Source organism: Pseudomonas sp. F-14 TE3623 (genome assembly GCF_053629015.1).
Genome location: NZ_JBRJHM010000001.1, coordinates 1175943 through 1191478 on the forward strand (window position 1 = coordinate 1175943; position 15536 = coordinate 1191478).

Here is a 15536-nt window from a genome sequence, read left to right on the forward strand (position 1 = left end):
ATAATGAACAGGATTTTCTCAACCTTCGGTATTTCGCTATGGATAGCGTTTTTGTCGCCGATGGTAGTGGCGGCGAACCTCAAAGCGCTGGATGTCGCCGCGTTGCCCGGTGACCGTGTCGAGTTGAAGTTGTCGTTCGATGGGCCACCACCGCAGCCTCACGGTTACACGACAGAGCAGCCTGCGCGGATTGCGCTGGACCTGCCGGGGGTCACCAGTCAGCTGGCGAACAAGAATCGGGACCTGGGCGGCGGCAATGCCCGCAGCGCCACGGTCGTGGAGGCCAAGGACCGTACACGGCTGATCATCAGCCTGACTCAATTAGCCCCGTACAATGCCCGCGTCGAAGGCAACAATCTGTTCGTTGTCGTCGGGCAAGGGGCCGGTAACAAGGCATCCAAACCGATCCCCGCCGCACCGCGCGCAGCCACAGCGACGCCAGCACCTGCCAGGGTCAATGCACCCGTTGGCAAAGCCATTCGGGGCGTGGATTTCCAGCGCGGTACCCAGGGTGAGGGCAATGTGGTCATTGATCTGTCGGATCCGTCCATCGCCCCGGACATCCAGGAGCGCGATGGCAAAATCATCGTCGGTTTCACCAAGACACAACTGCCTGAACGGTTGCGTGTACGCCTCGACGTCAAGGATTTCGCCACGCCGGTGCAGTTCGTCAACGCCAGCGCCACGGGCGACCGGGCCATTATCAGTATCGAGCCCAGTGGCGCCTTCGATTATTCGACCTATCAGACCGACAACAAACTGACCGTCAGCATCCGGCCGATGACTGTCGATGACTTGCAGAAGCGCAACACCGAACGCTTTGCCTACACCGGCGAAAAACTCTCGCTGAATTTTCAGGACATCGATGTGCGCTCGGTGCTGCAACTGATCGCCGATTTCACCAACCTCAATCTGGTGGCCAGCGACACGGTGCAGGGCGGCATCACGTTGCGCCTGCAGAATGTGCCGTGGGATCAGGCGCTGGACCTGGTGTTGAAAACCAAAGGTCTGGATAAACGCAAGATTGGTAACGTGCTGCTGGTGGCGCCGGCCGATGAAATCGCTGCCCGAGAGCGTCAGGAGCTGGAGTCGCAGAAGCAGATCTCCGAACTGGCGCCGCTGCGTCGCGAGCTGCTACAGGTCAACTACGCCAAGGCCGCCGATATCGCCAAGCTGTTCCAGTCAGTAACCAGCGCCGAAGCGAAAGTTGACGAGCGAGGTTCAATCACGGTTGATGAGCGAACCAACAACATCATTGCCTACCAGACCCAGGATCGCCTCGACGAACTGCGTCGTATCGTTGCGCAACTGGATATTCCGGTGCGTCAGGTGATGATCGAGGCGCGCATCGTTGAGGCCAACGTCGATTACGACAAAAGTCTTGGCGTACGCTGGGGTGGTTCGGTGCAGAAGGGCAACTGGAACACATCCGGGGTCAACGGCTCTTCGACCACCATTGGTACGCCGGGCAGCACCAGTACCAACTCGCCGTTCGTCGACTTGGGGACCTCTGCCAATACTTCTGGGATCGGCATCGCCTTCATTACCGACAATGTGCTGCTGGACCTTGAGCTTTCGGCCATGGAGAAAACCGGCAACGGGGAAATCGTCTCGCAGCCCAAGGTGGTCACGTCCGACAAGGAAACCGCGAAAATCCTCAAGGGCACCGAGATTCCCTATCAGGAAGCCAGCTCCAGCGGCGCCACCTCGGTGTCGTTCAAGGAAGCTTCGCTGTCCCTGGAAGTGACCCCGCAGATCACTCCAGACAATCGCATCATCATGGAGGTCAAAGTCACCAAGGACGAACCGGACTACCTGAACAAAGTGCAGGATGTGCCGCCGATCAAGAAAAACGAGGTCAACGCCAAGGTGTTGGTTAACGACGGCGAGACCATCGTCATTGGTGGGGTTTTCTCAAATACTCAGAGCAAGGTTGTAGATAAGGTGCCATTTCTCGGTGATGTGCCGTATCTTGGCCGCCTTTTCCGGCGTGACGTGGTTTCGGAGAAAAAATCCGAGCTGCTGGTATTTCTCACTCCGCGTATCATGAACAATCAGGCGATTGCTGTGAGTCATTGATTCTGTGCGAAATTTGATTCTTGTTGGACCGATGGGGGCTGGTAAAAGCACCATCGGCCGTTTGCTGGCCAAAGAGCTGCGCCTGCCATTCAAAGATTCCGATAAGGAAATTGAATTGCGCACGGGCGCCAATATCCCGTGGATTTTCGATAAGGAAGGCGAACCGGGTTTTCGTGACCGCGAGCAGGCGATGATTGCCGAGCTGTGCGCGTTCGACGGCGTGGTATTGGCGACCGGTGGTGGCGCGGTGATGCGCGAAGCCAACCGTCGAGCGCTGCACGCCGGTGGTCGGGTGGTCTATCTGCATGCGTCTGTTGAGCAGCAGGTCGGCCGAACAGCCCGCGACCGCAATCGGCCATTGCTGCGCACCGCCGATCCCGCCAAGACCCTGCGGGACTTGCTGGCGATCCGTGATCCGCTGTATCGGGAAATCGCCGACCTAGTGGTGGAAACCGATGAGCGGCCGCCGCGGATGGTGGTGCTCGACATCCTCGAACGCTTGCAGCAGCTACCTCCCCGTTAATGCGCGGCGCGAAATGCGCTATCCTCGGCGTCCTGTCGCAGCCGCTGAAGGTTGTGGTGGCTGGCTACCAAACGGCGTCACACCAGCAGACGCCATGGAATTCGTTAACTCAAGGCAGGACGCCTGATTCCATCTTCACTGTGGGGACACATGCAGACACTCAAAGTCGACCTAGGCGAGCGCAGCTACCCGATTCATATTGGCGAAGGTTTGTTGGATCAGCCTGAGCTGCTGGCCCCGCATATCCGCGGGCGGCAGGTGGCGATCATCTCCAACGAGACCGTCGCGCCGCTCTACCTGGAGCGTCTGACCAGCAGTCTTGCGCAGTTCTCGGTGATTTCCGTGGTGCTGCCCGATGGCGAGGCCTTCAAGACCTGGGAAACCCTGCAACTGATTTTCGACGGACTGCTGACTGCACGGCATGATCGCCGCACCACGGTAATCGCCCTGGGTGGCGGTGTGATCGGCGACATGGCCGGTTTTGCGGCCGCCTGCTACCAGCGTGGCGTCGATTTCATCCAGATACCGACCACATTGTTGTCTCAAGTCGACTCCTCGGTGGGCGGCAAAACCGGGATCAATCACCCGTTGGGCAAGAACATGGTCGGCGCCTTCTATCAGCCCAACGTGGTGCTGATCGATACCGCCACCCTCAACACCTTGCCGCCCCGCGAGCTGTCCGCCGGATTGGCGGAAGTCATCAAATACGGGCTGATCTGCGACGAGCCATTCCTGACCTGGCTCGAAGAAAACGTCGATCGCCTGCGCGCCCTGGATCAGGTCGCCCTGACTTACGCCATCGAATGCTCTTGCGCGGCCAAGGCTGCGGTGGTCGGTGCCGACGAGAAAGAGACGGGCGTACGTGCCACGTTGAATCTGGGCCACACCTTCGGCCACGCGATCGAAACTCATATGGGCTATGGTGTCTGGCTTCATGGTGAAGCAGTGGCTGCTGGCACCGTAATGGCTTTGGAGATGTCCGCGCGCCTGGGCTGGATCAGCGAACAGGAACGTGATCGCGGTATTCGTCTATTCCAGCGTGCCGGTCTGCCGGTCATTCCGCCGGAAGAGATGACCGAAGCCGATTTTCTCGAACACATGGCAGTTGACAAGAAAGTGATCGACGGTCGTTTGCGCCTGGTGCTGCTGCGCCACATGGGCGAAGCAGTAGTGACCGACGATTATCCGAAAGAGGTTTTACAGGCCACGCTGGGAGCGGATTACCGCGCCCTGGCTCAGCTTAAAGGTTAATAAGATCCCGATGACTAGTTTGCATGCCGACGAGGCTTTCCTCGGCCATTACCAGTTAAGTCATGACCCTTTCGCTCCACGGGTGCCTGGCTTCAAATTTTTCCCGGCCCAGCGCAAACCGGTGCTGGGGCAGCTGCATCATCTGGCCCGTTACAGTCAGTTGTTGCTGGTGGTCACTGGCCCTCAAGGCAGTGGCAAAACCCTGTTGCGTCAGGCCCTGGTGGCCAGCACCAACAAACAGTCAGTGCAGAGCGTGGTGGTTTCCGCCCGTGGCGCTGGCGATGCCGCTGGCGTTCTGCGTCAGGTGGCTCAGGCGTTGAACGTCGAGCAGGTCGAAATCGGCGCGATCCTGGCCCAAGTGGTACAGCTTGCCCTTACGGGGCAGGAAGTCTATTTGCTGTTGGATGATGCCGAGCAACTCGATGAATCTGCCTTGGAAGCCTTGCTGGCGTTGGCCGCTGGTGCACCGGAAGGTCGCCCGCACGTGTTTCTGTTCGGGGAGTCCTCGCTGATTGCCCAACTTGAAGCGCTGAGCCTTGAGGAAGAGCGCTTCCACGTCATCGAATTGCAGCCCTACACCGAGGAAGAAACTCGCGAGTATCTGGACCAGCGTCTTGAAGGTGCCGGCCGGGGTATCGAACTTTTTACCGCGGATCAGATCTCTGATATTCACGAAAGCTCCGACGGCTGGCCTGGCACCATCAACCAGGTCGCCCGCGATGCAATGATCGAAGCCATGATTGCCAGCCGCTCAGCGGTGAAGCGTCCAAGTATGGGGTTCAACATGCCGAAGAAACACGTATTGGCGATTTCCGCCGTTGTCGTGGTCGCGGTAGCCGCCGCCTGGTTGATGCCGGGTCGCAGCAAAGCGCCGACCACCGGCGCACCTGCCAACGAACAGGCGCAACTGCCGCTGGGCCAGGGCACGCCACAACCTGACAGTGGCGGCGCTCCATCCGTCGAGTTCGCCGGTAATTCGCAACCGATGCCGTTGCCGTTGGTCGGCAACTCGCAGCCGGTGATGCGTGGCCCATTGGCCGAAGCGGCTGGTGGTATCACCGAAGGCGACGACGGCGTGCCGGTCGAAGGTTCCAGCGCTACACCGCCAACCGTGATCACCACTGCGCCGCCTGCCGGCATCCAGCCGGGCCCGGCGCCAACACCTGCCGCCAAACCGGTTCCAGCGCCGACTCAGGTCGCGACCGCCAAGCCAGCGCCTGCACCAGTTGCCAAACCGGCTCCAGCGCCCGCCAAGCCGGCCACCGCCGTCAAACCGGTCGAGAAGCCAGTCACCGTGGCCAAAGCCGCCGGTGGCAGCTGGTACGCAGGCCAGGCGCCGGGTAACTATGTGGTGCAAATCCTCGGCACCAGCTCCGAATCGGCCGCGCAAAGCTTCGTCAAAGAGCAGGGCGGCGAGTACCGTTATTTCAAGAAAGTACTCAACGGCAAGCCGCTTTACGTCATTACCTACGGTAGCTTCGCCAACCGCGATGCAGCCGTTACCGCCATCAAGGCCTTGCCAGCGAAGGTTCAGGCTGGTAAACCTTGGCCTCGCACTGTCGCCAGCGTCCAACAGGAACTGGCAACAACTCGCTGAAGATTCGGCGGCCTTACCCAGGCCGCCTCTCCCGGCACCTCAAAATTTCTGCAAGTGCATGCCGCCTCTCCAGGCCGCGTGCCTTGTGGTGTCTGCGTCACAGTGGTCTTTGAGTCGTTGCGGTCAAAATTAAAAAAAGTTTTGACTAGCACAGCATATCGCTTTAAACCTTTCACAAATGCGACATAGATTTGCGACATTTCGTCGTCAAATTTGTGAGCCTCAGTGTCGGTGTGTACAATGACCTCCCTTTTGCCCCCGCAAAGCTGGCGTACGTTCGGCGTGGATGGTAACTGGCTGAATTGAAAAGAAATTTGCCTCGATAAGAGGCAGCCTGGTGAGAAAGTGTCTATGAAAGCAGGTCTGTACCAACCAGATGAATTCAAGGATAACTGCGGTTTCGGCCTGATAGCCCATATGCAGGGCGAGCCCAGTCATACCCTTTTGCAAACGGCCATTGAGGCCCTGACCTGCATGACCCACCGCGGTGGGATCAACGCCGACGGCAAGACCGGTGACGGTTGCGGTCTGCTGATTCAAAAGCCGGATGTATTCCTGCGTGCGATTGCCCAGGAAACCTTCGGCGTCGAACTGCCCAAGCAATACGCTGTGGGCATGGTCTTCTTCAACCAGGACCCGGTCAAAGCCGAAGCCGCTCGCGAGAACATGAACCGCGAGATTTTGGCCGAAGGCCTGACCCTGGTTGGCTGGCGCAAAGTGCCGATCGACACCAGCGTCCTCGGCCGCCTGGCCCTCGAGCGCCTGCCGCAGATCGAACAAGTGTTCATCGGTGGTGAAGGCCTGAGTGATCAGGACATGGCGATCAAGCTGTTCAGCGCCCGTCGTCGTTCGTCCGTGGCCAACGCCGCCGACGTCGATCACTATATCTGCAGCTTTTCCCACAAGACCATTATTTATAAAGGCCTGATGATGCCGGCGGATCTGACCGCCTTCTATCCAGACCTGAGCGACCAGCGCCTGCAAACCGCAATCTGCGTGTTCCACCAGCGCTTCTCCACCAACACCTTGCCGAAATGGCCGCTGGCTCAGCCGTTCCGCTTCCTCGCCCACAACGGCGAGATCAACACCATCACCGGCAACCGCAACTGGGCTCAGGCCCGTCGCACCAAGTTCACCAACGATCTGATGGATCTGGAAGAACTCGGCCCGCTGGTGAACCGTGTAGGTTCCGACTCCTCCAGCATGGACAACATGCTCGAGTTGATGGTCACCGGTGGCATCGACCTGTTCCGTGGCGTGCGGATGATCATTCCGCCTGCGTGGCAGAACGTCGAAACCATGGACCCGGATCTGCGCGCGTTCTACGAATACAACTCGATGCACATGGAGCCGTGGGACGGCCCGGCCGGCGTAGTAATGACTGACGGTCGTTACGCGGTGTGCCTGCTCGACCGTAACGGTCTGCGTCCGGCGCGTTGGGTCACCACCAAGAACGGCTTCATTACCCTGGCCTCGGAAATCGGTGTCTGGAACTACCAGCCTGAAGACGTGATCGCCAAGGGCCGTGTCGGTCCGGGCCAGATCTTTGCCGTGGACACCGAAACCGGTCAGATCCTCGACACCGATGCCATTGACAACCGCTTGAAGTCCCGTCATCCGTACAAGCAATGGCTGCGCAAGAATGCCCTGCGCATCCAGGCGACCATGGAAGACAACGACCATGGTTCGGCGTTCTACGACGTCGACCAGCTCAAGCAGTACATGAAGATGTATCAGGTCACGTTCGAAGAGCGCGACCAGGTGCTGCGTCCGCTCGGCGAGCAAGGCTACGAAGCCGTCGGCTCGATGGGCGACGATACGCCGATGGCTGTGCTGTCCCAGCGTGTGCGTACGCCGTACGACTATTTCCGCCAGCAGTTCGCGCAGGTGACCAACCCGCCGATCGACCCGCTGCGCGAAGCCATCGTCATGTCGCTGGAAGTCTGCCTCGGCGCCGAGCGCAATATCTTCCAGGAGTCGCCGGAACACGCCTCGCGCGTAATCCTCAGCTCGCCGGTCATTTCCCCGGCCAAGTGGCGTTCGCTGATGAACCTCGATCGCCCAGGCTTCGAGCGTCAGATCATTGACCTCAACTACGACGAGAGCGTTGGCCTCGAAGCGGCGGTGCGCAATGTTGCCGATCAGGCTGAAGAAGCCGTTCGCGCCGGTCGCACCCAGATTGTACTGAGTGACCGTCACATCGCCCCGGGCAAGTTGCCGATCCACGCTTCGCTCGCTACCGGCGCAGTGCATCATCGCCTGACCGAAAAAGGCCTGCGTTGCGACTCCAACATTCTGGTCGAGACCGCCACTGCGCGCGATCCGCACCACTTTGCAGTGTTGATCGGTTTCGGCGCTTCTGCCGTTTATCCGTTCCTGGCCTACGAAGTGCTGGGCGACCTGATCCGCACCGGTGAAGTGCTGGGCGACCTCTATGAGGTGTTCAAGAACTACCGTAAAGGCATCACCAAAGGCCTGCTGAAGATCCTGTCGAAGATGGGTATCTCCACCATCACCTCTTATCGCGGTGCGCAACTGTTCGAGGCTATCGGCCTGTCCGAAGAAGTCTGCGACCTGAGCTTCCGTGGTGTGCCAAGCCGCATCAAGGGCGCGCGTTTCGTCGACATCGAAGCCGAGCAGAAAGCCTTGGCGGCCGAAGCCTGGAGCCCGCGCAAGCCGATCCAGCAAGGCGGCCTGCTGAAGTTCGTCCACGGTGGCGAATATCACGCCTACAACCCGGACGTAGTCAGCACTCTGCAAGCCGCTGTGCAGCAGGGCGACTACAGCAAGTTCAAGGAATACACGGCGCTGGTGGACAACCGTCCGGTGTCGATGATCCGCGACCTGTTCAAGGTCAAGACCCTGGATACGCCGCTGGACATCAGCGAGATCGAACCGCTGGAATCGGTGCTCAAGCGCTTCGACTCCGCGGGCATCTCTTTGGGCGCACTGTCGCCGGAAGCTCACGAAGCCCTGGCCGAAGCCATGAACCGCCTCGGCGCGCGTTCAAACTCCGGCGAAGGCGGCGAAGACCCGGCGCGCTACGGCACCATCAAGAGCTCGAAAATCAAGCAGGTCGCCACTGGCCGTTTCGGTGTGACCCCGGAATACCTGGTTAACGCTGAAGTGCTGCAGATCAAAGTCGCTCAGGGCGCCAAGCCCGGCGAAGGTGGTCAGCTGCCGGGCGGCAAGGTCAACGGTCTGATCGCCAAGCTGCGTTACGCAGTGCCGGGTGTGACCCTGATTTCGCCTCCGCCGCACCACGACATCTATTCGATCGAAGACTTGTCGCAGCTGATTTTCGACCTGAAACAAGTCAACCCGAAGGCGCTGGTCTCGGTGAAGCTGGTAGCAGAAGCGGGCGTCGGCACCATCGCTGCCGGTGTGGCCAAGGCTTACGCGGACTTGATCACCATTTCCGGCTACGACGGCGGCACCGGTGCATCGCCACTGACCTCGATCAAATACGCGGGCGCACCGTGGGAACTCGGTTTGGCCGAAACCCATCAGACCCTGCGCGGCAACGACCTGCGCGGCAAGGTCCGTGTGCAGACTGACGGCGGCTTGAAAACCGGCCTCGACGTGATCAAGGCAGCGATCCTTGGCGCTGAAAGCTTCGGCTTCGGCACTGCGCCAATGATCGCCCTGGGCTGCAAATACCTGCGTATTTGCCACCTGAACAACTGCGCCACCGGCGTCGCGACTCAGAACGAGAAGCTGCGCAAGGATCACTACATCGGTACCGTTGACATGGTGGTGAATTTCTTCACCTACGTCGCCGAAGAAACCCGTGAGTGGCTGGCCAAGCTGGGCGTGCGCTCCCTCGAAGAGCTGATCGGTCGCACCGATCTGCTGGAAATCCTCGAAGGCCAGACCGCCAAGCAAAACCACCTGGACCTGACCCCGTTGCTGGGCAGCGATCACATCCCGGCAGACAAGCCTCAGTTCTGCCAGGTCGAGCGTAACCCGCCGTTCGACAAAGGCCTGCTGGCCGAGAAAATGGTCGACTTGGCCACCTCGGCCATCAACGACATGAGCGGCGCCGATTTCGCCCTGGATATCTGCAACTGCGACCGTTCCATCGGCGCGCGGATCTCCGGTGAAATCGCTCGCAAGCACGGCAACCAGGGCATGGCCAACGCGCCGATCACCTTCCGCTTCAAAGGCACAGCCGGCCAGAGCTTTGGTGTGTGGAACGCCGGCGGTCTGAACATGTATCTGGAAGGCGATGCCAACGACTACGTCGGTAAAGGCATGACCGGCGGCAAGCTGGTCATCGTTCCGCCGAAGGGTAGCATCTACAAGACTCAGGACAGCGCCATTATCGGCAACACCTGCCTGTATGGCGCCACCGGGGGCAAGCTGTTCGCCGCCGGTACCGCGGGCGAGCGTTTCGCGGTGCGTAACTCCGGTGCTCACACCGTGGTGGAAGGCACTGGCGATCACTGCTGCGAGTACATGACCGGTGGTTTCGTCTGCGTGTTGGGCAAGACCGGTTACAACTTCGGCTCAGGCATGACCGGCGGTTTCGCCTACGTGCTCGACCAGGACAACACCTTCGTTGACCGGGTCAACCACGAACTGGTGGAAATCCAGCGGATCAGCGGTGAGGCGATGGAAGCCTATCGCAGCCACCTGCAACGCGTGCTGAACGAATACGTCGAGGAAACCGACAGCGAGTGGGGTCGTAACCTCGCTGAAAACCTCGATGACTATCTGCGTCGTTTCTGGCTGGTCAAGCCCAAGGCTGCCAACCTGAAATCGTTGCTTTCCAGCACCCGTGCCAACCCGCAGTGATATGCGCCTGAAGAGCTTGATGAGGTTTTAACAATGGCTGAACGTCTGAATAACGACTTCCAGTTCATCGATGTCGGGCGCAAAGATCCGAAGAAGAAACTGTTGCGTCAACGCAAGAAAGAGTTCGTGGAAATCTACGAACCCTTCAAACCCCAGCAGTCGGCCGACCAGGCCCACCGCTGCCTGGGTTGCGGTAACCCGTATTGCGAATGGAAGTGCCCGGTGCACAACTTCATTCCGAACTGGCTCAAGCTGGTGGCCGAGGGCAACATCCTCCAGGCCGCCGAGCTGTCGCACCAAACCAACACCCTGCCGGAAGTCTGCGGCCGGGTTTGTCCCCAGGATCGTCTGTGCGAGGGTGCCTGCACCCTTAATGACGGTTTCGGTGCGGTGACCATCGGTTCGGTGGAGAAGTACATCACCGACACCGCGTTCGCCATGGGCTGGCGCCCGGACATGTCCAAGGTCAAACCGACCGGCAAGCGTGTCGCGGTAATCGGCGCGGGCCCTGCCGGCCTGGGCTGTGCCGACGTGCTGGTACGTGGCGGCGTGACACCGGTGGTGTTCGACAAGAACCCGGAAATCGGCGGTCTGCTGACCTTCGGCATTCCCGAGTTCAAGCTGGAAAAGACCGTGCTGAGCAATCGCCGCGAAGTCTTCACCGGCATGGGCATCGAGTTCCGCCTGAACACCGAGATTGGCAAGGACGTGACCATCGAGCAACTGCTCGAAGAATACGATGCCGTGTTCATGGGCATGGGCACCTACACCTACATGAAGGGCGGCTTTGCCGGTGAAGATCTGCCGGGCGTGTATGACGCTCTGGATTTCCTGATCGCCAACGTCAACCGCAACCTGGGCTTTGAAAAGTCGCCGGAAGATTTCGTCGACATGAAAGGCAAGAAGGTCGTGGTGCTGGGTGGTGGCGACACGGCGATGGACTGCAACCGCACTTCGATCCGTCAGGGCGCCAAGTCGGTGACCTGTGCGTATCGTCGTGACGAAGCGAACATGCCGGGCTCGCGCAAAGAGGTGAAGAACGCCAAGGAAGAAGGCGTGAAATTCCTCTACAACCGCCAGCCGATCGCTATCGTGGGTGAAGATCGCGTCGAAGGTGTGAAAGTGGTCGAGACCCGTCTCGGCGAACCGGACGCCCGTGGCCGTCGCAGCCCTGAGCCGATCCCGGGTTCCGAAGAGATCATCCCGGCCGACGCCGTGGTCATCGCGTTCGGTTTCCGTCCAAGCCCGGCGTCGTGGTTCGAGCAGTTCAGCATACAGACCGACAGCCAGGGCCGCGTCGTGGCGCCGGAACAAGGTCAGTACAAGCACCAGACCAGCAACCCGAAAATCTTCGCCGGTGGCGACATGGTGCGCGGTTCCGACCTGGTGGTGACGGCGATCTTCGAAGGCCGCAATGCCGCTGAAGGGATCCTGGATTACCTGGGCGTCTGATCACTTTCCAAAACTGGAATGCGATCAAATGTGGGAGCGGGCTTGCTCGCGAAAGCGGTCTGTCAGTCAACATCTCTGTTGAATATGACGGCCCCTTCGCGAGCAAGCCCGCTCCCACAGTGTTTTTTGGTGTTGCCAAAACCGTGTTCCACCGCGACAAATTGACCCGATAGACAAAAGGAACGGCTCTTACCGTGCCTTTTGCGTCGCGCTCTGAGAAAATGCCCGCACTTTTTTTCCGGATGCCGACATGACTGCCCTGAAGAACGACCGTTTCCTTCGCGCCCTGCTCAAGCAACCCGTAGACGTCACCCCTGTGTGGATGATGCGTCAGGCCGGTCGCTACCTGCCTGAATACCGCGCCAGCCGTGCCAAGGCCGGTGACTTCATGAGCTTGTGCATGAACCCGGCGTTCGCTTGCGAAGTCACGATGCAGCCGCTCGACCGCTATCCGCAACTGGACGCGGCGATCCTCTTCTCCGACATCCTGACCATCCCCGATGCCATGGGCCAAGGCCTGTACTTCGAAACCGGTGAAGGTCCGCGCTTCAAAAAAGTCATCAGCACCCTGGCCGACATCGAAGCCCTGCCGATTCCTGATCCGCACAAAGACCTCGGCTACGTCATGGACGCGGTCAGCACCATCCGCCGCGAACTGAACGGCCGCGTGCCGCTGATCGGCTTCTCCGGCAGCCCATGGACCCTGGCCACCTACATGGTCGAAGGCGGTTCGTCGAAAGACTTCCGCAAGACCAAAGCCATGCTCTACGACAACCCGCAAGCCATGCACCTGCTGCTGGACAAACTCGCACAGTCGGTCACTTCGTACCTCAACGGCCAGATCATGGCCGGTGCGCAAGCGGTGCAGATCTTCGACACCTGGGGCGGTAACCTCTCCGCGGCGGCCTACCAGGAATTCTCCCTGGCCTACATGCGCAAAATCGTCAGCGGCCTGATCCGCGAACACGAAGGCCGCAAAGTGCCGGTCATCCTGTTCACCAAGAACGGCGGCCTGTGGCTGGAAAGCATCGCTGACGCTGGCGCGGATGCGCTCGGCCTGGACTGGACTTGCGACATTGGCGAAGCCCGCCAACGCGTCGGCAGCAAAGTCGCCCTGCAAGGCAACATGGACCCAACCGTGCTCTACGCGAAACCTGAAGCCATCCGCACCGAAGTCGGCCGGATCCTCGCCAGCTACGGCAAGGGCAGCGGCCACGTGTTCAACCTCGGCCATGGCATCACACCTGAAGTCGATCCAGAACATGCTGGTGCGTTCCTGCGTGCGGTACATGAACTGTCGGCGCAGTATCACGAGTAATCGTGGCCCAATAAAAAACGCCCGGCTTATGCCGGGCGTTTTTGTATGAGACATCAGGTAGTACCCGGTCAATGTGGGAGCGGGCTTGCTCGCGAAAGCGGTTAATCATTCAGCATTGATGTCGACTGATCCGCCACCTTCGCGAGCAAGCCCGCTCCCACAAGGTTGTGCGTCAGGCTTTCACATTTTCCAACGGCGGCAACTTCGCCAGCTTCAACGCCACCAACAACGCAATCACCAACAACCCGCCAATAAATAACCCGATCCCGTTCCAGCCACCCCAGTGCCAGGCCACACCGCCCGCCGTACCCGCGATACTCGACCCGGCGTAATAGCTGAACAGGTACAGCGACGACGCCTGTCCTCTGGCCTTTATCGCACGACGGCCGATCCAGCTACTGGCCACCGAATGCGCACCAAAGAAGCCGAAGGTAAAGATCAGCATGCCGAGAATCACCAGCGGTAACGGCGTGAACATGGTCAGGGCGATGCCCGCGAGCATGACCACGATGGTTGCCCAGAGCACTTTGCGCCGGCCGAGCTGGTCGGCCAAGGCGCCGATTTTCGCCGAGCTGTAGATACCCGACAGGTACACCACCGAAAGCAGCCCGACGAAGGCCTGGTCCATATGGTACGGCTCGGCCAGCAAGCGATAGCCGATGTAGTTGAACAGCGTGACAAACGCGCCCATCAGCACGAACGCCTCAAGGAACAGCAGTGGTAGACCTGCATCGCGAAAGTGCATGGTGAAGCCGTCCAGCAAGCTGCGCGGATGAAGCGAGCGGGCTCGGAAGTTGCGCGATTCCGGGAGGATTTTCCAGAACACCGCTGCGGCAATCAGCGCCAGGCCGCCGATGACCAGCATCGCCGTGTGCCAGCTGACGAAGTCGATCAATACCCCGACGATCAACCGTCCACACATGCCGCCGATGGCATTGCCACCGATGTATAACCCCATGGCGAGGCCAAGGTGCTGCGGATGGATTTCTTCGCTCAGGTAAGTCATCGCGACCGCCGCCAGACCGCTCAACGACAGCCCCACCAGCGCCCGCATCACCAGCACGCCTTGCCAGCTCGGGATCATCGCGCTGACCATGGTGAAGAGAGCTGCGGCGAACAGTGCGGCGACCATCACCGGTTTACGCCCGATGCGATCAGAGATGGGGCCGGTGATCAGCAAGCCGATGGCAAGCATGCCGGTGGCAGCCGACAGGATCAGGCTGCTCTGGGCTGCGTTGATGGAAAACTCATGTGACAGCAGCGGCATCATCGGCTGCACGCAATACAGCAGGGCAAAGGTCGCGAAACCGCCCGAGAACAGCGCCAGCACCGTGCGCATAAACATCGGTGTGCCTTTCTCGATGTAGATCTCGCGTAGCTCAGTGACGACGTCGTCCAGCGGAGCGGGCGGAATTTCATGGGCGAGTGGAGCGACAGCAGTTTTCACTTCGGACCTCGGAGGGGCGCAGCCGGTCAGGCAATGAAAAAATCATATAGCTGGCTAATGATTCAATCCAATATATTGTTCGACCTGTTTGATAGGTTTTACGACCTAATGGAGTTTTCATGGAATTGCGCCACCTGCGCTACTTCATCGCCGTCGCCGAAGAACTGCATTTCGGCCGCGCAGCCCAAGTGCTGGGCATCTCGCAACCGCCGCTGAGCCAGCAGATTCAGGCGCTGGAACAGGAGGTCGGCGCCCGGTTATTCGAACGGACCAATCGTCGGGTCGAACTCAGTGAGGCCGGTCGGCTGTTTCTGGAAGAGGCGCGGTTGGTGCTGGCTCAAGTCGACAAAGCGGCGGACGTTGCGCGACGGGCACAACTCGGAGAGTTGGGTGAACTGAAGATCGGCTTCACCTCGTCGGCCCCGTTCAACTCGACCATTCCTCAGGCGATTTTCTCGTTTCGCCAGAGTTTCCCGGCGGTACACCTGAATCTGCGGGAAATGAGCAGCACCCAAGTGGCCGATGCATTGGTGGATGAGTCGATTGAAGTCGGCATCATGCGGCCGCTGGGCTTGCCGGACTCACTCAGCGTGGTGGAACTGATGCGCGAGCCACTGGTGGCGGTGCTTAGCTCCAAGCATCCGTTGGTGAGCGGCAGCGAAGACGGTTTATTCCTCTCGGCGCTGGCCCTCGAACCCTTCGTATTTTTCCCACGTAGCTATGGCAGTGGTTTGTACGCACAGCTGCTCAGCCTGGCGCGGGATGTCGGGTTCAGCCCGCACTTCGCGCAAGAGGCTGGCGAGGCGATGACGATTATCGGGTTGGTGGCGGCAGGTCTGGGAGTGTCGGTATTGCCGGCGTCGTATCAGCGGATGCGTATTGATGGCGTGGTCTACCGCCCGTTGCTCGATCCGGAAGCGGTGTCGGCGGTGTGGCTGGTACAGCGCAAGGATCAGAAGTCGCCGATGGCCAAGGCGTTTGTGGAATTGCTGACGCGTAAGGTTGAACCTTTGAAGCCGTAACTACGGGTGACCCCAGTGAGGTCACCCGTTTTTTTACCAGGCACTACACC

The 15536-nt window shown here is 59.8% G+C and carries 9 protein-coding genes; 8 read left to right on the forward strand and 1 reads right to left on the reverse strand.

Features of this window, described 5'->3' with window-relative positions:
* Positions 1-3: 3 nt before the first annotated feature.
* The 7 genes from pilQ (at position 4) to hemE (ending at position 13017) form a co-directional block, all read left to right on the forward strand.
* Complete coding sequence (gene pilQ / locus AB7M29_RS05385) at positions 4-2079, forward strand: type IV pilus secretin PilQ (RefSeq protein WP_454246469.1); 2076 nt, start codon at positions 4-6, stop codon at positions 2077-2079.
* Between the two features lie 4 nt (positions 2080-2083).
* Positions 2084-2602: a shikimate kinase AroK gene (aroK, locus tag AB7M29_RS05390; RefSeq protein WP_052965071.1), complete on the forward strand. Its 519-nt coding sequence runs from the start codon at positions 2084-2086 to the stop codon at positions 2600-2602.
* Positions 2603-2752: 150 nt separating this feature from the next.
* Entirely contained in the window at positions 2753-3853 is a 1101-nt protein-coding gene (gene aroB / locus AB7M29_RS05395) for a 3-dehydroquinate synthase (RefSeq protein ID WP_454246470.1), read from the forward strand.
* Between the two features lie 10 nt (positions 3854-3863).
* On the forward strand, positions 3864-5450 hold the full coding sequence (locus AB7M29_RS05400) for an AAA family ATPase (RefSeq protein WP_454246471.1): 1587 nt from the start codon (positions 3864-3866) through the stop codon (positions 5448-5450).
* A 351-nt stretch (positions 5451-5801) separates the two neighbouring features.
* Positions 5802-10247, forward strand: a complete 4446-nt coding sequence (gltB, locus tag AB7M29_RS05405; RefSeq protein WP_454246472.1) for a glutamate synthase large subunit — start codon at positions 5802-5804, stop codon at positions 10245-10247.
* A 33-nt stretch (positions 10248-10280) separates the two neighbouring features.
* Positions 10281-11699 carry an FAD-dependent oxidoreductase gene (locus AB7M29_RS05410; RefSeq protein ID WP_048396075.1) on the forward strand — a complete coding sequence of 473 codons (1419 nt, stop codon included), beginning with the start codon at positions 10281-10283 and terminating at the stop codon, positions 11697-11699.
* 250 nt (positions 11700-11949) lie between these two features.
* The gene (gene hemE / locus AB7M29_RS05415; RefSeq protein WP_052965076.1) at positions 11950-13017 is read left to right on the forward strand and encodes a uroporphyrinogen decarboxylase; all 1068 of its coding nucleotides are present in this window, start codon (positions 11950-11952) and stop codon (positions 13015-13017) included.
* A 172-nt stretch (positions 13018-13189) separates the two neighbouring features.
* Here the strand turns inward: hemE and AB7M29_RS05420 are convergent, their stop codons facing one another.
* On the reverse strand, positions 13190-14431 hold the full coding sequence (locus AB7M29_RS05420; protein WP_454248699.1) for an MFS transporter: 1242 nt from the start codon (positions 14429-14431) through the stop codon (positions 13190-13192).
* Positions 14432-14583: 152 nt separating this feature from the next.
* On the opposite strand from AB7M29_RS05420, the gene AB7M29_RS05425 reads away from it, so the two are divergent.
* Positions 14584-15486: a LysR family transcriptional regulator gene (locus tag AB7M29_RS05425; protein WP_052965078.1), complete on the forward strand. Its 903-nt coding sequence runs from the start codon at positions 14584-14586 to the stop codon at positions 15484-15486.
* The last annotated feature ends 50 nt before the right edge of the window (positions 15487-15536 follow it).